Annotated in this window: 15 protein-coding genes and 3 pseudogenes; 8 read left to right on the forward strand and 10 right to left on the reverse strand. The window is 67.3% G+C overall.

What is annotated here, in order from left to right:
* Positions 1-335: 335 nt before the first annotated feature.
* The gene (locus QFZ67_RS18285; RefSeq protein ID WP_307662157.1) at positions 336-1,196 is read right to left on the reverse strand and encodes an immunity 49 family protein; all 861 of its coding nucleotides are present in this window, start codon (positions 1,194-1,196) and stop codon (positions 336-338) included.
* Positions 1,193-3,673: a hypothetical protein gene (locus QFZ67_RS18290; protein ID WP_307662158.1), complete on the reverse strand. Its 2,481-nt coding sequence runs from the start codon at positions 3,671-3,673 to the stop codon at positions 1,193-1,195. Before QFZ67_RS18290 ends, QFZ67_RS18285 begins: the two co-directional genes overlap by 4 nt.
* A gap of 138 nt (positions 3,674-3,811) precedes the next feature.
* On the opposite strand from QFZ67_RS18290, the gene QFZ67_RS18295 reads away from it, so the two are divergent.
* Positions 3,812-4,018 carry a hypothetical protein gene (locus QFZ67_RS18295; protein WP_307662159.1) on the forward strand — a complete coding sequence of 69 codons (207 nt, stop codon included), beginning with the start codon at positions 3,812-3,814 and terminating at the stop codon, positions 4,016-4,018.
* A gap of 330 nt (positions 4,019-4,348) precedes the next feature.
* Positions 4,349-4,902: pseudogene (locus QFZ67_RS18300) on the forward strand (hypothetical protein).
* On the opposite strand, the gene QFZ67_RS18305 reads toward QFZ67_RS18300, so the two are convergent.
* Positions 4,859-5,650 (reverse strand): IS5 family transposase, encoded by a 792-nt coding sequence (locus tag QFZ67_RS18305; RefSeq protein WP_307662160.1) that lies wholly within the window; start codon positions 5,648-5,650, stop codon positions 4,859-4,861. The pseudogene QFZ67_RS18300 and the gene QFZ67_RS18305 sit on opposite strands and share 44 nt — an antisense overlap.
* 316 nt (positions 5,651-5,966) lie before the next feature.
* A complete protein-coding gene (locus QFZ67_RS18310; protein WP_307662161.1) occupies positions 5,967-6,464 on the reverse strand; it encodes a phospholipase in 498 nt (165 codons plus the stop codon).
* Positions 6,465-6,755: 291 nt separating this feature from the next.
* On the opposite strand from QFZ67_RS18310, the pseudogene QFZ67_RS18315 reads away from it, so the two are divergent.
* Positions 6,756-7,144 (forward strand): annotated as a pseudogene (locus QFZ67_RS18315) (AfsR/SARP family transcriptional regulator); the annotation flags it as partial.
* A gap of 530 nt (positions 7,145-7,674) precedes the next feature.
* Positions 7,675-8,391 (forward strand): CAP domain-containing protein, encoded by a 717-nt coding sequence (locus tag QFZ67_RS18320; RefSeq protein WP_307662162.1) that lies wholly within the window; start codon positions 7,675-7,677, stop codon positions 8,389-8,391.
* A gap of 208 nt (positions 8,392-8,599) precedes the next feature.
* Here QFZ67_RS18320 and QFZ67_RS18325 read toward each other — a convergent pair whose 3' ends face one another.
* Positions 8,600-9,775: a serine hydrolase gene (locus QFZ67_RS18325; protein ID WP_307662163.1), complete on the reverse strand. Its 1,176-nt coding sequence runs from the start codon at positions 9,773-9,775 to the stop codon at positions 8,600-8,602.
* A 12-nt stretch (positions 9,776-9,787) separates the two neighbouring features.
* On the opposite strand from QFZ67_RS18325, the gene QFZ67_RS18330 reads away from it, so the two are divergent.
* From QFZ67_RS18330 to QFZ67_RS18345, 4 genes are all read left to right on the forward strand, one after another.
* Positions 9,788-10,114, forward strand: a complete 327-nt coding sequence (locus QFZ67_RS18330) for a hypothetical protein (protein WP_307662164.1) — start codon at positions 9,788-9,790, stop codon at positions 10,112-10,114.
* Positions 10,111-11,034, forward strand: coding sequence for a sulfurtransferase (locus QFZ67_RS18335; protein WP_307662165.1), 924 nt, complete (start codon positions 10,111-10,113; stop codon positions 11,032-11,034). The genes QFZ67_RS18330 and QFZ67_RS18335 overlap by 4 nt, the downstream gene beginning before the upstream one ends.
* Before the next feature lie 655 nt (positions 11,035-11,689).
* Entirely contained in the window at positions 11,690-12,562 is an 873-nt protein-coding gene (locus QFZ67_RS18340; protein WP_307662166.1) for an LPXTG cell wall anchor domain-containing protein, read from the forward strand.
* A gap of 10 nt (positions 12,563-12,572) precedes the next feature.
* Entirely contained in the window at positions 12,573-14,435 is a 1,863-nt protein-coding gene (locus QFZ67_RS18345; protein ID WP_307662167.1) for a DUF4012 domain-containing protein, read from the forward strand.
* Positions 14,436-14,451: 16 nt separating this feature from the next.
* Here QFZ67_RS18345 and QFZ67_RS18350 read toward each other — a convergent pair whose 3' ends face one another.
* From QFZ67_RS18350 to QFZ67_RS39125, 5 genes and pseudogenes are all read right to left on the reverse strand, one after another.
* Positions 14,452-15,015, reverse strand: coding sequence for a low molecular weight phosphatase family protein (locus tag QFZ67_RS18350; protein ID WP_307662168.1), 564 nt, complete (start codon positions 15,013-15,015; stop codon positions 14,452-14,454).
* A 22-nt stretch (positions 15,016-15,037) separates the two neighbouring features.
* On the reverse strand, positions 15,038-15,991 hold the full coding sequence (locus tag QFZ67_RS18355) for a bifunctional 2-polyprenyl-6-hydroxyphenol methylase/3-demethylubiquinol 3-O-methyltransferase UbiG (RefSeq protein ID WP_307662169.1): 954 nt from the start codon (positions 15,989-15,991) through the stop codon (positions 15,038-15,040).
* A gap of 24 nt (positions 15,992-16,015) precedes the next feature.
* Positions 16,016-17,338, reverse strand: coding sequence for a hypothetical protein (locus QFZ67_RS18360; RefSeq protein ID WP_307662170.1), 1,323 nt, complete (start codon positions 17,336-17,338; stop codon positions 16,016-16,018).
* A 396-nt stretch (positions 17,339-17,734) separates the two neighbouring features.
* Positions 17,735-18,580 carry a bifunctional 2-polyprenyl-6-hydroxyphenol methylase/3-demethylubiquinol 3-O-methyltransferase UbiG gene (locus QFZ67_RS18365; protein WP_307662171.1) on the reverse strand — a complete coding sequence of 282 codons (846 nt, stop codon included), beginning with the start codon at positions 18,578-18,580 and terminating at the stop codon, positions 17,735-17,737.
* A pseudogene (locus tag QFZ67_RS39125) lies at positions 18,581-18,721 on the reverse strand (Trm112 family protein); the annotation flags it as partial.
* Positions 18,722-19,103: the final 382 nt, after the last annotated feature.

The following is a 19,103-nucleotide window of genomic DNA, read 5'->3' on the forward strand; positions in this document are numbered from 1 at the left end:
GGTCCGTCGCGGGCAGGTTCTTCACCTCGTCGTCAGCCCCGATACGACACGGCACAGGCCCGTCGGCCGCCGTGCCCGCGGCGAACAGTGCGGAGCCGACCTGCATGGCCGTGACCCACGCCTCCCAGGTCGGGAAATTCTCCGCTGTGGGGTCCGTCAAGCAGTGCCACTGCGCTGTAGTCAGCGTGTAGTCCAGGGCATCGAAGCGATCGAACTCCGAAGTCTCTAGCTCGTTGAGCACGTCCTTGGCGCTCTTGGTGATCGGTTCCATGTCTTCGGCAGCGCTGTCCGTGCGGAAGTCGTGGCGGGGAATGCTCGTCATCGTCACAGAAGGCTCAGGTGGGGAACTCGCCCAGCCAGCCACGCTGGAGGAGGTGCTTGGGCAGGTACTCGGACTCGACCTCGATCGGGATCTCCCCGTCGTAGGCCAGGCAGGCGACGGCAAGAGGGCCGAGTGCGATACGCCCGTCGGGGTCCTTGGCCCTGTCCTCATCAGCGGTCCAGTACGCCTTGTGCAACTCCAGCGCCTCCACCAGTGCCTGGTTGAAGCCCCCCTCGTCCTTCCGCACGAAACGGTGGAAGAGGTTGATCGGCGGATAGAGCACGCCCTGCAGCAGATCCCGAGGAGCGGCCGAGACCACTTCGGGATCCGACGCCTCGATCGCGGCGATGAGCTTGTCCACCAGCCCCGGCCGCCGCAGCCAGTACGTCTGCAGCACATCGACCCAGTGGTAGATGTACTCGTCGTACTGCCCCTCGGGGGACCGCAGACGGTCCAGCGGGATCTCGCACAGCTGCGTCATCCGCTTCTGGTCACGGCAGACGATCGCCAACCAGAACGCCGTCAACCAGTTCCCCGCATCGGCGTACGAACGCGGACCGATGGCGGGAAGGGTGCGCGTCTCACGATTGATCCGGCACTCCACGGTGCCCTCGGTCGCACCCGTCACGGCGAACAACGCCGACCCCAACTGCATCGCGGAGACTACCGCCTCCCAGGTCTCCAACTCCGCCGCCCTCGGATCCACCGTGCAACGCGCCTCCACATGCAGCAGAGCAGTGCGGAACGCAGAGTCGATCATGGTCGGCGACGTTTCGAGGCGAACGATGGACTTGGCCAAGCTCTCACCGAGAGCTCCAGCCCAGCGCGCGGAGTTGAGCCCTGGCGCACCATGCCTAGGAACAGTGATGGTCACGGTGTGCTCCGTTCAGCAATGTCGAACTGCCTCATGTGGTAGCCAGCATACGTGCCGGCGTTCTTCTCACCCTTGACGACTACGTATTCCAGCTTTCCTGCGTCAAGGGCGGCATCCAATTCGTCCGCAAGGAGAAGTTCATCGGTATTGCTTTCTCCTCGCTTCCTCATTTCCGCGATGATGTCCAGGAAGTATTCCCTGGTCCCCTGCGAGACGCGCTTTCCGTTCGGAAGGTTACGGGCACCCAGTTCCGTACCGACGCTGCTCTTCGCCTCGATGACGACATAACCACCGTCTTTACGTCGCCAGACCTGGTCGAACTGGTCATTTCCGTTCGCAGGGCCATCAAGCGTCTCCCTCACTGCCCCCGGATGACGTTCGGCAATGTAGTGGTGTTCGGCAGCAGCTTCGCCAAAGTCCTCGGCTGCATCACGCATGACGCTGTGGGACTCCTTGTAGGCTCCCACGCTCTCCCCCCGGTGCGCTGCCGAGTCCACTGTGTCCAGGAGGTCGTGTGCCTCCGTGGTCTCTTTCTTCCACGCGTCCATGAGCTGGTCGTGGCGGATGGCAAGGTGACGTTTCAGCGCTGCCTCGTCCAACGTCTTGAGCCTTTCAGGGCTCGTTACATCGCCCGTTCCCCTCTTGTCCCAGCCACCGATGTAGTCGGGCTTGATGGGCTCGGGACCTTCCTTGACCGTGACCCACGGATGATTCTCGGATGCCCTGGTCAGCTGGGGAGGCGTGAACCCGCTCTCGTCGACAAGTTCCAGCTTCTTCCGGTTGCCGTTTTTCTTGTAGAAATCCTCGAAGTACCCGGGCTCGTGGTTGGCCCGGTAGACCTGGATCTCCGCGATCTGCTCGTCCGTGAGCGAACCGCGCGGACCGTACGGGTTGTCGCCGTCGCGCATGAAGCTGGGACGCTCGATCACCCGGGGCGGCGTGGATGCGCCATCACCCGGGGAAGTCGCGTCGTCGCCGGCGCGGGCCGCGTCGCCCGCCGCGTCGTTGCCAGTGCGGCCCAGTTCGTCCAAGCCACCCCCGCCCGGCGTCTCGGGGCGCGCCGGGAGACCTTCGTCGACCGCCCCGGTCGGGAGGTCGCGGCCGCCGCCGCCCGCGCCCGGAGTCTCCGAGCGGCCGCCCGGGACGGTGTTGTCGCCGAGGTTGCCGCCGGGCGGAGTGCTTCCTGCACCGGGGGTGTTGTCGCCGGTCCGGCCCGCGCCGCCCGCCGCGTTGTCCAGCTCGTTGGTCGGCAGGTTGTCGCCCGCCGTGCCGCCCGGGAGGTTGTTGCCAACCTGGCCCGTTGGCAGGTTGTCGCCCACGCCGCCGCCCGGCGTGTGGTCGACCGCTCCGCCGCCCGGTGCGTCGTCGCCCAACCGCCCCACATCGCCCAGGTTGTCGACCAAGCTGTCGCCGAGGCGGGTGACACCGCCCGCGTTGTCTCCGACGTGGGCCGCGCCCGCGCCGACCAGGGCCGGTTCGCGGGTCGGGTTCGGCACGCGGGGGTTGTCCGCGCCGGCGGTCGGGTTGGCAGGGTCGGCTCCCTGGCCGCCCGGCTCCTTGGTGGCCGCGGAGTGGTGCTGCTGGAGGGTGCCGTCCTCCTTGAGGAGGTTGCCCTTGCCGTCGACGTAGACGGTGTTGCCGTCCAAGTCGGTCACCTTGGCCGTGCCTTCGGGCAGGGCGGTCGTGCCCTCGGGGACCTTGACCGCGCCCTCGGGTACCGGCATCGAACCGGCCGGGGGCGGTGTGCCGTCGGGCATCTTGACCATGCCGTCGCCGAGGTCGACCGCGCCCTTGGGGATCGCCGCGCCCTCGGGCAGTTGGACCGTGCCCTTCGGGACCTCGAACGCGCCCTTGGGGATCGCCGCGCCCTCGGGCAGGTGGAGCGTGCCGTCGGGCATCTTGAACGAGCCCTCCGGCAGCGTGATCGCACCCTCGGGAAATGCCGGAATCTCGATCTTCCCCATGCCCTTGAGGCCGGCCATCACATCGCCGATCTTCGACAGGCCCGCACCGGCGCCCTTGAAGATGTACGTCGTCGGGTCGATCGCCCGGCCCGCCTTGCCCGCGAAGGACAGGGCCTTGGCCGCCGCGCCCGCCTTGCCCGCGCCGGCCGCCGCGCCTCCGGCGCCGCCGGTGAAGACGGTCGTCACCACGTTGAAGGTGACCGCGCCGACCGCCCGGGCGGGGTTCTCGCCCCACTGGTCCCAGGCCACCAGCGCCTTGCCCGTCTCCTTCATCGCCGTACGCGAGTCCCGCAGCCAGGCGGGCATGTCCTTGTCGTCGGCCATCCAGAACGCCGCGTTCGCACCCGGGATCGAGGTGATCAACAGACCGGTGGCGAGCTTGCCCAGACCGACCCACGCCTGGCCCGCGGCGTCCCAGCCGCTGAAGCCGACCAGGGTGCCCAAGCCCTTGATGGTGCCCCAGACTCCGTCGACGATGACGCCCTTGCCGAAGTCCCAGGCGTGCTCCCACACCTGCCACGCAGGCGTCGACTCCTCGACCGCGTCACCCCAGGGCCGCCGGTTCCCCCTTCACTCCTTGCCCGTGATCATTCGGACGTCTGAAACGTGCCGTCAGTTCCCAAGTTGAGCCGAAGAGCGTCGGTGCGCGCAATGATGCACGGGCGCCCTCCGCGCGCCCCACCCAGACCACTGGCGCATCCGGAGCGCGAGCGCTTCGCCCGGGCACTGGCAGAGGCGATCAGCGATCCGGAGCTGCACGCCCTGCCGCTCTGCAGGAGCGTCGACCAGTGGGCCGACAACACCGACTTCCTCGCGCAGGGCCTGGGGGGCCTTCGGCGGGCGGCGGAATGCGGTTGATTTGCCCGGTGCTCAAGCTCTTGTCGCAGCCCCGGTGACCTGGTTGTGTACCGCAGACGATCTCGAACAGGACCGCCGACGGGCCGCGCGTTCCGCCGTGGGTACGAGGTCGACGATGGGAGCCGTGGCACCAGTGACAGAGCAGAAAGTACGAGGCACTCTGCCTCAGGGACTCGGTGACGCAGCATCAGTTGTCCGACATCAGCTGTCAGATGTCAGAAGCTGTTGTCTTTCCGAACTTGAGGACTGCGTTTCCGCTGGTCGGGCATGGGGCGGGCGTTCCCGTGGGAGTGGTGGCGTGTCGTGTCGTCGCTCCGGTGGAGGTTGTGGATGCCGTCGGTGGTGGGGCTGCTGGAACAGCGCGAGGTCGCCGCCCGCCGTCGCGTGGATGGGCTGCGGGAGGAGGCCGACCGCATCCAGGCCGAGTTGGCCGTGGCCGAGCTGGAATGGCGGGAGTGGACCATCGCCCGCTCGCGGGTCGGCGAGGTGCTGGCCCCCGTGGAGGAGCCCGGGCAAGGCCACGCCCAGGCCGATGGGACAGCGCCGGCCATGGGACAGGCCGAGGAGGCATCGTCAGCGCCGACCGCGGCGAAGTCGAAGTCGCAGGTGCCGGTGTGGCGTGAGGGGCTGGCCTGGTCGGTGCTGTCGGTGGATTACCAGCGCATCCTGGAAGTGCTCGCGGACCGGTCCCGGCTCCATCAAGGGCCGCTGACCTGCCAGGAGATGGCCGCGGTGTTCGGCATGGACGTGGTGCCGGCGCGGGTGGAGGCACTGCGGTCGAAGGCGAAACGTCTGGTCGCGCGCGGCTGGCTGGCCGAGCCCGCGCCGGGCCGGGCCGGTTCACGCTCGCGCAGGGTGTGGCCGGGCCAGGCGGCGGGTCATGAGCAGGATCATCGACCAGTAGATCATCGCTTCGGCGCTGGTGGTGCGGCGCTCGTAGTCGCGTGCCAGGCGGCGGGTGCGCATCAGGTGGGCGAAGAGGCGCTCGACGATCCACCGCTTGGGCAGGACCACGAAGCCGCGCATGTCGTCGCTGCGTTTGACGATCGCCAGGACCAGGGCGAGCACGGTGAGGCAGTAGGCGACGAGGCTGCCGGTGTAGCCGCCGTCGGCCCAGACCAGCTCCAACTGGTGGTGTGTGGCGGCGACTTGCCGCAGAAGCACGTGGGCGGCGGTGCGGTCGCCGACATCCGCGGCGGTGACCATCACGCCCAGCAGCAGGCCGAGCGTGTCGACCACGACGTGCCGCTTGCGGCCATTGATCAGCTTGCCGCCGTCGAAGCCACGGCTGTCGGAGCCGACGACGGCGTCCGCCTTGACGGACTGCGAGTCGATCACACCGGCCGTCGGCTCCACGTCGCGGCACAGCTTCTCGCGGACCTTGGCGCGCAGCCGGTCGTGGAACTCCTTGACCAGCAGGTGGTCGCGCCAGCGGCGGAAGAACGCGTAGACCCGGTCCCACGGCGGGAAGTCCGCCGGCATCGCCCGCCACTTGATGCCATTGTCGACCAGGTAGCGGATCGCATCGAGTATCGCCCGGTGGCAGTACGCCTCCGGCTGCCCTCCCCGGCCGCGCAACCAGCCCGGCACCGGCAGCAGCGGCCGGACCACGGCCCACTCCGCGTCCGTCATGTCCGAGGGATAGCGCCGAACACGTTCCGGGTGATCGGCCGCATTCCCGAACCGGTGAGCGACACAATCACACGACGGTGCAACCGAGTTGAACTCCACCGGCTCCAGCACGTACAACTGCGGCAACAGGGTCTCCTGGATCTCGGTTGGCTTCGCAACCCCGAGCTACCAAGAGGCCCTGTCTTCATGCCCGCAGTCGGCAGCAACCACCCGATCGAGACTCCCGTTCGACGCACACCCCTCAAGATCGGAACGACAACAGCTACTCAGACATCAGCTGTCGGCATCAGCCGTCAGGCATCGGAGAGAGGGTGCATCAGGCGGCCTGCTCCAGCTTCTTGGCGCCTGCCTCGGCCGCCGAGATGCCGAAGATGTCGACCGCGTGGTAGTACGTCCAGGCCGTGCCGTTGCAAGCCGTCCTGGTAGCGCCCGAGTAGTTGGCGCAGACGCGCTTGAGATCCTCGTAGAACGCTGAGTCGATGCGGGCCTTGTTGGCGGAGAAGATGCCGGCCGCCTTGTGGTTGCGGTAGCCGAAGTCGTGGCGGGCGCAGGCAGTTCGGAAGGGGAAGCCGAACGGGTTGTCGGGCGAGGAGCTGCAGTAGTCCGTCGACCAGTCGAAGCCGTACGCGGCCCAGGTGCCCTGGTTCTGACGGGCGGCGTTCCAGGCGTTGTAGCTGGAGGCGCTCGTCCGGGTCCAGGAGCTGAGGACCTGGGGCTTGTCCGCGGGGGCCGCCGAGGCGGACGCGGCCGGGATCAGGGAGATGGGCACCGACAGAACGGCGGCAGCGAGGGGTGAGGCGAAACGACGACGCATGCGTGACCTCCATGGGTGGGGGCCGTGCACCCCGTGGGATCTCACGAGGCGGCTCAAGCGTGCCGTCATGTCCCTGCCAGAAAAGCCAAAACAGTGCAGGGATAGGCAGATTCCTAAAGCTTCCGGACCTCCACGTCTTCGATTTGCCGGGGGAGCTACAGAAGTTCAAGGAAAAGGAAGTTTCAAGGAACGTCAGACCAAACCGCACCCCGCCCCGGTGACGCAGAGAACAGCCCGAGGCCGACTGCTGGTACCGACCCTCGCCGGCGGACAGCTGGCCAACCTTCTCTGATGACCACCGAGCTGACGCTGCTGTCGCGGGTCTCCTACCGCGACCATGAGATCACCGCGCCCGGGCTGCGCGGCCTGCTCACCCTCCTCGCGGGCGAGCTGCGCACAGGGTGCAGCACCGCACTCCTGGTGGACGGGCTCTGGCCGGACGAGCAACCGGAGAACCCGACCAAGGCGCTGCAGATCCCTGTCTCGCGCGCCCGGGCCCGCCTCGGTGCCGACGTGATCGCAGCACCCCCACCGGCTACCGCCTCGCGTTGGGCGAGGACCAGGTCGACGCTTCCGCCGTCGTTCTCTGCGCCGCCGCGGGCGCGGAGCGCTCCCGGGCGGGGGACCACGTGGCGGCGCCGGCAACCGGGTCGGGGATCGCGATGACGGCGGCCTCGGCGACGGCCGGGTGATCCAGCAGGATTTTGTGACGGAGCGGGGTGCCTGGCCTCACGGCGCGGCGCCGCCGGCTCCTCACGCGCGGCGCGGTGATCCCGTAGAGGTCCAGGGTGACGTGGCACGTCCATCGCCCAGTGACATCGGCCACATGGACTTTTGGCACTTGGGTCGCTGAATAGTAGATGGCGCCTTGGCGACATAGTGATATTTGTCCGTCTTGGTGCAGACATGCCCGGCGCAGGGTTTGGCACCATTCGGCCCGCTCAGCCCTTTCGCCCGTTCATCGAGCGAGCAAGGACTTCTGACGGAGCAACAGAATTTTCCGGAAGTCCAGAAGCCGGACCAGCACGCCTGTGCGCCCGTTTCAAGAGCCGTCCGGTACTACGAACCGAGATAGTACTGCCGCTCATTGCCCTGACCTGACTCCGCTTCTAAGAATGGCGGCCGCAAGGCGTCTCCGCAGCTCAGGCGCAGGATCTGCGCTGAGTCGGCGATACCGGAGGCGCTCCGCGATTATCGAGCGAGGTCACGCATGAGGAAGCATCGCAGGAAGACGTACTACCGGCAGATAACCATCGCTGCCGTCGCCGTGGGAGCCGTGGCTGTGCCCTCTGCCGCCATGGCCTGCCTGGACACTCAGGAGAACCCGGGCCGCCAGTCCCACGGCCACTGGAAGAGTGCGAACTCCGAGCAGCGGTGGACGGGTGGCCACTGGGGCCAGAAGCCGACTGCGGGAGCCTCGCAGACGCCCGCTGCGTCTCCAAGCGCCCCGAAAACCACTACGCCCCCAAGCGCACCGAAGACCACTACGCCCCCAAGCGCACCGAAGACCACCGCGTCTCCAAGCGCCCCGAAGACCACCGCCCCGGCATCCGGGGCTGCGGCCAGCGTGTTGAAGCTCGTCAACAGCGAGCGCAGCAAGGTCGGATGCTCTCCGCTGGCCTTGAACGCGAAGCTGACAAAGGCCGCTCAGGACCACAGCAAGGACATGGCATCCCATCGGAACATGTCCCACACGGGCTCCGACGGATCGTCTCCGGGCGACCGGATCACGCGTGCGGGTTACAACTGGAGCACCTACGGCGAGAACGTCGCCTACGGCTACACCACACCCGAGAGCGTCATGGCCGGCTGGATGGGCAGCCCCGGCCACAAGCGCAACATCCTCAACTGTGCGTTCAAGGAGATCGGCATCGGCCTCGCGCAGCCCGGCAATTACTGGACGCAGGACTTCGGAACGGCCCGATAGAGGGCACAAGGATCCGCCCACCACTTGCCCCGGCTCACTTCTGCGGGGATGGTGCGCATTTTCCACCGGATGAAAGGCCCCGACCGTCGCCAGTCGGGGCCTTCGTCGTCGGCGCGTCACAAAAGCAGTGTATGCATGTGAACTGGCCCCTTCGCCTCGCCGACGCAGACCTCACGACGGCCGGAGGGAGCCGCCCCGGGGAGTCCCCTCAGCCGCCGCTCAAAGGAGTGTCCGGAGCCATATGGTTGGCGATCGAGATCAAGACCGCGGTGCTGGAATTGTCGTCGGCGTTGTTGCCGGTGCCCTGTGTCGCGACCCTCGCGATCGCGATCTTCTTGGAAGGCAGATAGGCGACCGTTGCCTGACAGCCGGCGAATGACGGATTCTGCAGGAGCCAGGTCTTCTGTACGAACACCCCAAGGGCGAAGGAGGCCGTCGGCGACACCTTGGAGACGGGTGTGATCTGTTCCTTGTACGACTCGGGCGTCAGCAGCTTCCCTTCGCCCAACGCCGTCACGGACTTCCCCAGATCCTCCAATGTTCCCGTCATGATTGCTCCCGGTGCCAGCGTCCATGACGGATTCCAGTAGGTGGAGTCCTCGAATACGCCCCGTTCGTTGTCGAAGGCATGGAGCACCGGGTAGGCGATCTCGGCTGTGGACGGGTTTTCGGTCTGGGTCAGGCCGAGGGGCTTCAAGATTTCATTCCGCATCACTTCCGCCAGGGGCTTCTTCTCCACCTTCGAGATGATGTCACCCAGGATCACCCAATTGGCGTGCGAATAGACAAAACCCGCTCCCGGGGGTTTCACAAGGGGCTTGGAAACGGAGATCTTCACCCGTTCTTCCGCCGACCATTGACTGAACGGATTCTTGTAGAGTTCGGCCAAGAACTTAGGATCCCGGACGTAGTCCGAGTATCCGGAGGTGGCAGAGGCCAGCATCTTCATAGTGATCTCGTCCGCGTGCGGAAGGTCGGGGCGCCACCGGGAAATCTTGTCGTCAAGCTCGACCTTGCCCTCGTCGACGAGCTTGAGCAATTCGGTCGTCAAATAGGGAATCGCAACCGACCCGATCCGGAAATGCATGTCCGTCGAAACAGGGACGCCCGTCATCGACTCTCCTGAAGCGACGGTCGAAATTCTTTTGCCGTCGACCCACACCCCTGCCATGGCTGCATTGAGTTTGTACGTCTTCAGGGAGTCTTCGACCTGCTTCTTGGTGAAGTCGGCGGTGTCGGCCGGAATGCACGTGCCACCTTGAGAGATCTGGCCGGACGGACATGACTTCGCCGCGCTCTCGGCCTCCGTGAAGGCGCAGCCCGCCGGCGAAGCGCCCAAGAGCAGTTGCAGGCACATGAGGGTGACCGTCTTGGGTCTACGCACGGTGGAGCCTCCATGCAGGTCGAATACCGCGATCCCTTATATCGCAATTGCGGACTTTGTCCGGATGCTAACCGTCGGCGTCAGCCGTCGCGCTTCAGACTGCGAGCGGCCCGAGCCCGCGTCTCCGTTGGAGGCGGCCAGGTCCGCCGCCACGGCGACCGTGTTCCGGCGGCCGGCCAGGAGTTCCACGGACGCATCAAGTCCGGCCTTTTCCTGGCCGGTTATATCGTCGCCGGGGACACGGAGGACGACGTGGCCGCCAATATGGACAAGGTGGCGGCCTGGTTCTCCGGGCAGGCCAGACGGCGTTCCACCGAGTCCATGGGCGGCACACATTGAGCGCACAGAACCCGCTCGTCCCGATCAGCCCGCTCTCCGGCCCGTTCTCCGGCCCGCTGGTCGGCAATGACTGGCTCGCGCCCCGGCTGGGTGCGCCGGGGCTGGTGGTCCTCGACGCCTCCGTGGGCGCGCACCGCGGCGCGGCGCATGGGGTATCCCCTGCTCGAAGAGCTTGGGTAAGGATCCCGGGGGCACGGCCCTTCGACATCGACGGGGCGCTGTCCGACCATTCCAGCCCGCTGCCCCACACCATGCCCGGAGCCGGCCAATTCACGGAGGAGATGCGCTCCCTCGGCGTCGACGACGCCGACACCGTCGTCGTCTACGACGCCGCGGGAATCTATTCCAGCGCCCGGGCGTGGTGGATGCTGCGGGCGATGGGCTTCGACCGCGCCGCGGTGCTCGACGGTGGCCTGCCCGCCTGGGCCGCGGCCGGGCAGCCGCTGGAGGGCGGCGATCTCGTGGCCGCCTGGCCGCGCGGCGACTTCACCGCACGGCCACGCGCGGGGCTGGTCGTCGGGAGCGGCGAGGTGGTGGCGGCCCTGGCCGACCCGGCCTCGGCCGTCTTCGACGCCCGCTCCCGGGAACGGTTCTCCGGCGCGGCCCCCGAACCCCGCCCGGGGCTGCGCGGCGGCCACATGCCCAACGCGTTGAACCTGCCCTTCGGGGAGACCCAGCACGGGGGCCGGATGCGCCCCGCGCCGGAGCTGCGTGCCGCCTTCTCCGACCTCTCCGGGGGCCGGGAGAAGATGGTCTTCAGCTGCGGGTCGGGCGTCACCGCCTGCATCCTGGCCCTCGGCGCCGAACTGGCCGGGTATCGCGAGCTGTCCGTGTACGACGGATCCTGGAGCGAATGGGGGCTGCCCTCGGATCTGCCCGTCGTAACCGACGAAGCGGAGAGCGGGGGCCCGCTGCCGTGACGGCATCCCTCTCAGTACGTCGGTGCTGTTCGCCCTGATCGCGGTGGCGCCCACCAGGTCACCATGAAGCCCGTGCCACCAGGTTCAGGCCCGCAGCCGCGAGTGCTGGGGGGCCACATGAGTGCAACCACTGCGCCGTCCTGCGGAGCACCAAGCGAGCCTGTTTGGCCCGAGCCGCCCACGTCTATGGATCCTGTTGCTTGATTTCGGTCAATGGCCTTGCTGTCCGATGAGTCGTGGCCCGGGAGTCGTCCGAATCGGGCAGTCGGCGGTGGCACAAGGCCTGCGGCAGTGCCGATTGAGGCAAGGGAGTGATCAGCGCGATGTTGGTAGAGGTGGTGCAGACGGCGGAACTGTTCACCAACGCCATGGTGCGCCCTTCAAGCGCGCGAACACGGACCGAGTCGATTTCGCACTGGGGCCAGTCCACGTGGTCGTCCACACCGAGCTGCTCGAGGACAACGCGGTGGGGCTCATGCCACACCGGCGCGGCGGTTCAGTCGGTAAGGAAGCGCTGCAGCACATGCCGAAAGGCGCCGAAGACCGGCGGGAGTTGCCACCAGGCAATAGCCGGCCACGGAGCCACGGCCTGAAACAGAAACATCCCACCACGAACGATCACTCATAAAGCGCCTTCCGAAGGAGCCCCGAACCGATGCCCAGACGTTCTAGACGGCGTGTCGCCATGGCCATCGCCACCGCAAGCCTGATTGCAGCTGTTCCGCTGGTGGTCGCCGAGCCGGCGTTCGCACAGTACCCGCCGGCTCCCGGTGTTGTGATCGACGACGCCACCGTGGCCCCCGGTGATCCGATCAACTTCACCGCTACTGGCTTCCAGCCGGCCGAGCAGGTTGTCGCCAGCCTCGTCCCCGGCGCCGCCGCTGGAGCCGCGGCTGCGGCCGCACGTTCACTGAGGACATCGCCCTCGTCCGTCCAGCCCATTGCGGCGGCCACACCGAAGGGCGATGACTGCGATGACGGAGGAGACGGGGACACCGTTGTGCTCGGCACCTTCACCGCCGACGCCAACGGCATTGTGACTGGAACGGTCACCATCCCCGAGAGCGTCCCACCGGGCATCTACCTCTTCCAGCTCGTCGGCAGTACATCCGGAGTTACGGTGTCCGCGCGGGTGACCGTGACCGGTGACGCGAGCCCACCGCCCGGGGACTGTGACGGGAACGGACGGCCCGGCGACGGCGACGACGACGACGACCACGGCCGGCCCGGCGACGGCGACGGCGACCATGGCCGCCCGGGTGACGGCGACGACGACCACGGCCGCCCGGGTGACGGCGACGGCGACGACGACCACGGCCGCCCCGGCAGCGGTAACGGCGACGACGACCACAGCCGCCCCGGCCACGGCAACGGATCCGGTCACGGCAATGGCTCCTCGGGGCTCGCGGACACCGGTTCCTCAGATGCACCGGTGGCGCTGCTCACCGCGGCAGGTGGTCTGGTGCTTCTCGGCGGCGCGTCACTGGTGATCGCCAGGCGCCGGCGCACTCGCACTGAACGCGGCTGAGCGGCCAACGATGCCGTGGACCATCCACAAACTCTCGGACAGCACCGTTCTGTCCCACATCAACGGCCTGGTGCGACGGAACCACCGTCGTACCAGGCCGTTGATGTGGGCGGCGGCCGGCCTTCTCCTCGCCGGTTCGGGCTGGGTTCTCGTAACGGGCCTGTACGCCCGTAGCGAGCTGCTCGCGGCCCGACACGACCTGGAAACGCTGCGGAACACGGTGACGGCGCCCCCCTCGCCGGTCTCGACGGCTGGGGACACCACGGACCGCGGGGCGCGCACCGAAGCAGCGGCCCGTTCCGCTGCGGCGCACGCGGCCCGGGCACATCGGCTCACCACCGGACCTGCGTGGTACGTGGCCGCGCATCTGCCCCGCCTCGGAGGCCCCCTCGAGACCTTCCGTGGTACGGCCAAGGCCGTCGACCGGCTGACCGGCGAGGTGCTGCCTGCCGTCGTACGCACCGTCGGCAACCTCACCGACGACGCAGGCGCCGGTGGCGGGCACCTGAACCTGTCCGAACTGCGCAGGGCCGCCCCGGCTCTGGAGCAGGCCTCACGCCAGGTGGCCGCAGCTCGCACGGAGGCCCACAGGTTGCCCCGCCGCACCTGGCTGCCCGCCGTGGACCGGGTCCGAGACCAACTCCTCAGCCGGCTGGACCGGATGGCGCCCGCTTTGGAGGACGCCGCCACCGGCGCCCGGCTCCTGCCGCCGATGCTGGGGGCGGACGGTCCGCGGCGTTACCTCCTGGTGTTCCAGAACCCCGCAGAGTCGCGTGGAACCGGTGGGATGCCCGGTGCCCATGCCGTACTGACGGCCGACCGGGGGGCGCTGGAGCTGACGCATTTCGGAAGCGACGCCGAGATGGTGGGCGCTCGCCCCGAGGTGGACCTCGGTTCCGAATTCGCCGCCATGTACGGACGTGGCGATTCGGTGAACACCTGGGCCAACTCCAACATGAGCCCGCACTTCCCCTACGCCGCGCGTATCTGGTCGGCCACCTGGCTCTACCAGAGCGGCGAGCGAGTCGACGGCGTACTCGCACTGGATCCGGCCGCGCTGGCCCGGCTGCTCGCAGCCTCCGGCCCGGCGCTCACAGCCGACGGAACGGTCGTCACCGCGGACAACGTGGTGGATCTCAGCGAGCGAACCAACTACGTGACGCACACGGACCAGGTCAAGCGCAAGGCCTATCTGCTGGACGTGGCCCGAGCCGCCGCCGGGCGGTTGCTGACCGCCGCCGAGGATCCCCAGCGGCGGCCCTCGCTGCTCCTCGGTCTGTACGTGTTGCTGGGCAACGGGCAGGTGACCGCCTGGAGCGCCCACGCGAAGGAGCAGCAGGAGCTGGAATCACACCCGGTGGGCGGCTCCTTGCCGCGGCGTCCGGAGCCCTATGCCGGGCTGGTGGTCAACAACGCCGCCGGCACCAAGCTCGACTACTACCTCGACCGCACCCTGGACTGGTACCCCGGCCGCTGCACCGCCGACGGCCGCGAGGTCACCGTCAAGGCGGTCTTCTCCAACGGTGCACCGTCCGCAGGACTTCCCGCCTATGTCACCGATCGTCTCGACAAGCCGCCCTATCCGACGCGTCAGGGGGACAATCGCCTGCTGGTCTCCTACTTCGCGACCGGCGGGGCCCATCTGGTCAAGGCTGCCCTCGACGGGCGGCCCGCCCGCCTGACACCGGGTGTCGAGCGCGGCCATCCCGTGTACACGTTCGACGTCGAAGTGCCCGCGGGCAGCAGCCGGACGTTGACGCTGCATCTGCTGGAGCCCCCGGCCGACCACGGACCTTTCGTCTTCCACCAGCGACTGCCGCGCCCGCTGCGGGCCAGGGTGCACCCGTCCCCGGGCGGCTGCCCCGGAGCCTGAGCGAAGGCCCTGCCGGTCAGCCCAGCACTGCTGCCGCGATCCGTTCCACGGCTTCGGTGATACGGGCGGCGCACTCCCTTGCCTCTTGCTCGGACGCACCGTACGGATCGGCCAGTTCGTCGTCCCACGATCCCCCTCCACCCACTCCTCTCCGTGCGGCGGCCCCTTTGGTCAGGGCCTCGGCCCTCTCTGCCGAGTCGGTCAGACCCGCCGCGTCGTCCTCGTGCAGCAGCCGTGCGAACTCCCGCAGCGTGAAGGCGCGTCCGAGCCCATGCACCGGGCAGAGCCGTACCGCGGCCTCGCGGTGCTCTGTCGCGGCACCCAGAACCAGTGCCGCGCCGCTCACGAGGCCTGCGGTGAGCCTTCGAGCGGCGGCTCCGGTGGGTTCCCCGCCCATCTCGGTGAGCAGGGATGCGGCGACCGGGTCCATCGGTGTGCCGTTCACCGCGACGGTCCCCGCGCTCGACACCCGGAACTTGCCTGCAGCCGACGCCAGCCGGAAGGTCAGCAGACGTTCTGCCAGTGGCGAGCGATGCACGTTTCCGGTGCAGACGACGAGCACGCGGAACGGTTCACGCACGGTTGAGCAGCGGATCACGCCATCACCCACGACGACGGAGCACCGCGAACATGGTGTGTCCGTACTCGCCCTGGGAAGGGAAGCGGCCTTCGGCGGCCAAGCGCGCATGGAGGCGTTCCGGCATGCGCGCCCGGGCAGTGGCGCGGCCCGCCAACTGCGCCACCCATGCACCGGTCACGGGACGCAGCGCTGTCCGGACGGATCGTTGACGTGCTGCCCTGACCTGGGACAGGGAAGGCGGCTGGTACTCGACCAGGACAAGGTCCATGCCGAGGACCTCGGCCACGGCGCTGAACTGCCGGGGGCCCCACCTGGAGAGGTGGTGCGGTGGGCAGTCGTTCGGTTCCGGACCCTGGCGGAACCGCTCACGGTTCGGTACGGAGAGGAGGATCTCACCGCCCGGCACCACGATCGCCGCCAGCGCGGAGAGAAAGCCCCGTACGTCCGCCACATGTTCGAGGACCTGGAAAGCGCAGACGACGTCCGCCCGGCCTGGACGGACCTGCGCGTCGGCGCGGACATCGTCCTCACTCACCTTGATGCCGGCCGTACGCAGCAGGTCCGCGGCGTGAGGGTTCTTCTCGAGCGCCTCGACGGAACTGCACCGTGGGAGTACGGAGCGTAGGAAGGCTCCTTCGCCCGAGCCCACTTCGACCACTCGCGCCCCGTTCGCGATCCTTCGCGCGGCTCGATCGAACTCCCATCGCCACTTCTCGTACCTGATCAAGCCGGTGAAGAGCTGGGAGTAGAAGCCGGAATCGCCTTCAAGCGCGGGGTCGAACCATTCAAGCGCGCAACGACAGCAACGGCGGAGAGCGACCGGTCCGTTCCCGTACTGCGCGATGACATCGTCCGAAAACGACGTGGCCCACTGCTCCGCGTATGCCCGCCATACATCGGAGAGGTAGATGTGAGAAAGCGTATCCGCAGAGGTCGAACCGCAGAGCGGGCAGGGATTCGGGGAAGAATCCAGCACCGGGCAATCCTTTCGGGAGCGTGTCTACGTACGGCGTTCACGAAATCGACGTGCCGCGCCCTGCCGGAGGCCGTACACGAATGCCAGGGGAACAACCAGACCTATGACGCACACAGCCAGCCACTTGCTCCAGATCGTGGGAGTGAGGTGCGGGCTGTGTACGACGGCCACGGCGGCGATGCCGGCGAGCCACACTTGGATTCGCATCATGGCCCTGGCCGGAGAGAGGGGGAAGTAGAGCACGACGAGAATGATCAGCATGCATTCAAGCAGGGAACGCTGCCGGTAAAAGGCTCCGCCGAAGGTCGCGATATATGCGGCGGCGTAGGCGGACATCCCCAGGACGGCGGCACGGCCGACCCCCGAGGTGTCCGCCCATGCCCTGCGCAACGCGGTGGGAGCAAGGAAAAGGGAGGCGATCCAGATGATGGTGCCCAGATAGAGCCAACGTTCCGGGACAGCGGTCTCCGGCCCGAACTCCCAGGGGAACGGCCCGAGCAGCAAGGTCACCAGGTACTGAGGATGATTCAGCAGGTTCTCTGAGCCGTATCCCCCGGTGAAGCCGAGACGGGTCCCGCCGCGGACCTCCAGACTGTCCACAAGACCGAAGAGCGTCATCAGGCGAGGAAGAATGAAGAGGGCGGCGGCCCCTACGACGATCAGGGAACCCGCCAGGTACCCGCGGCGGAATCTCACCCGGGCCAGCAGAGCAACCCCGAGAAAGAGCGCTGCCGCAGGTCTCAGGTACAGACATGCGTGGATGCTCAGCAGCGTGCTGACACAGGCAATCGAGAAGCGGGCACGCGTCTGTACGAGCAAGGACCACAGGACGAGGCTGGTGATCAGCCCGTCCTTCAGGCCCCAGGCATCCCACAGCAAGAGGGACGGACTCGCGCCCACCATCAGTCCAACGGCGGCGGCGCGCTTACGCCCCCGTCCGGACGTGAGAGCCAGTCCGTACGCGGCGACCGCGCCGGTGGCCGCGAAAAGAGCCAGTACCGTCTTGGCGGAGAGCCACCCACCACCGGTCAGAAGCCTGCACAGCGCCATGATCGCCGGGTAGCCCCACACCGCAGAACCGACCAGCCCTGAGAGACTGCGCGTTTCCAAGGGGCTCCCGTTGCGCCAGGCCACGGCAATCATGTCGCTGGCCGATTTATAGCCTTGGGCATCCGGAAAGAGCGCGTCACCGTTGGTCTGCGAGTGAACGACCAGGACAACACCGACGTGGAGAACCGCCGCTGCCGCGAATACCGCGAGAGCGCCCCAGAGCGAACTGCGCCGCGGGCTTTCAGACTTGGAGGGATGAGTGCCGGCTGGTGTCCTGAGCACGGTCGATGCGCGCATGGTCAACCGGCCTCTTTCGATCTGTGCGCTTGGCGCATACCGGCCCCGTGGTCTGCGGCCCACTCACATGTAAGAAACGACCCGAGTACGAAAGCCCCGGTAATGCGAGTGGACCATGGGCCATGAGATTACAGGAGTGAGAAGTTCCTGGGCCCGGCTGACGTTCTGTGTCGCGATATGAGATAGCGCTAGATGAACTCGAACGGCGAGAAGTGCGACCGAAGGTCTGTGAAATCTCCGGCTTTGTCGCGCAGTTGACCGCGCTCGCCCTCAATCAGAATTCCACAGGGCCCGGCGGCACGGAGACAGCGCTGGAAGGCCGGCGTGTCCAGCGTCCGATAGCGCGGTCAGGGGCCGCTGTCGATGGAACGCAAGGCTGATGTCCTGTCCGGCATTCTACTTCGTTCCACGGACGACATAGAGCCCGCGAATTCGTTCGATCTCGAATTCGCTCAGGCGAAGGTCCCTGCACCAGCGCTCGAGTCGGCGCCGCGGCTGGGGCCACTCGAATTGAGGCGAGAGCCAGTCGAAGGTGTCCAGGATCGACCAGGTCCGCAAGGTTTCGGTGTCGGTCAACCCGAGGTGGCGGTGATTGGCCACGGGAACCAGCCGGGTCAGATAGTCGCCCACCCGTGGGACTGTGCTGAGGCGCATGGAAACTGGCAGTAGTCGTGGCGTGATGGATTGGACAACGCTATAGAGTTTGCATGGAGGAATTCGCTTGGTGACGGGCCGCAGCAGTTGCCGTAGATGCGGATAGGCGACGATCGCCGCGTATACGTCGATGCAGAACTTTCCACCGGGACGCAGGTAACGGAAGATCGTCTTAAAGGCCCGCTCGACGTCAGGCGTGTGCTGGATGACCCCGAGGCAGACGAGGTAGTCGAACGACTCATCCACCAGGGGGAGGTCGTAAATGCTGGCCTGAAGCAGCCGCAGGTTGGCGAATCGGCCATTGGAAGTGGCGTTGGCCTCCACCGCGTTGGAGATGTCGAAGGAGGTTACGGCAGCCCCGGTCTGGCAGAGCACCTCGGTGAAGCGTCCGGCGCCGCTTCCGCACTCAAGAACTTCGCGGCCCTGAAGTTCATCAGCGGTCCAGCCGCTCTCCCGCAGTAGACGATCTCTGGATACGGGGAGCCCCACATACGAGTCAAGCTGGGTAAGCCGATGCACATTCCATTGATACCCGAACGATTTCCCGTAGTTGTCCTCGGGAACGAACCGCGGGATCCCGTCACGCACCGGATAGGTCCGTCCACACCGTTCGCAGGTCAGTGTGGCCTCTCCGTGAAGCCGCGCACGGCAGTTCGGACACTGAAGCGTTTCGAACCAGCAACCGTCTCGGTTCTTCTCCGCGAGGCCGTCGGCCAATCTCCTGTGCATGCAGGACAAGCTAACTGATCGTTCGCTTTGGGCGGGCAAGGACTCGCGTGTCGTGTTTCCTGCCGCATATTATGCGACGAGTTAGGCATGCAGCCGACTCATGAGATCCACCAAAAGCATTTTCAGCGGTGCTCCTCCAGGATGAGTACGGCGGCTGTGGCTGACGCGAGCCAGTGGGGCCTGCACCGTGCCTTGCGGACCGCGAACGCTGCCCACGTCATGGCGACCCGCCGCAACGACACCGTGGTCACCCGTGTCGGCATCGACCACCGCTTCGATGAGTTGATCGCAGAACCGCCGCGGCAGAAGTGCAAGCGCTGCTCGTGCGGGCCGGGGCTCACGGCCCGCGTGTGTATGACTGGGCCCGCAGGACCAACCCGCC

This window comes from Streptomyces sp. V1I1 (assembly GCF_030817355.1).
In the GTDB taxonomy this organism is placed as follows: domain Bacteria; phylum Actinomycetota; class Actinomycetes; order Streptomycetales; family Streptomycetaceae; genus Streptomyces.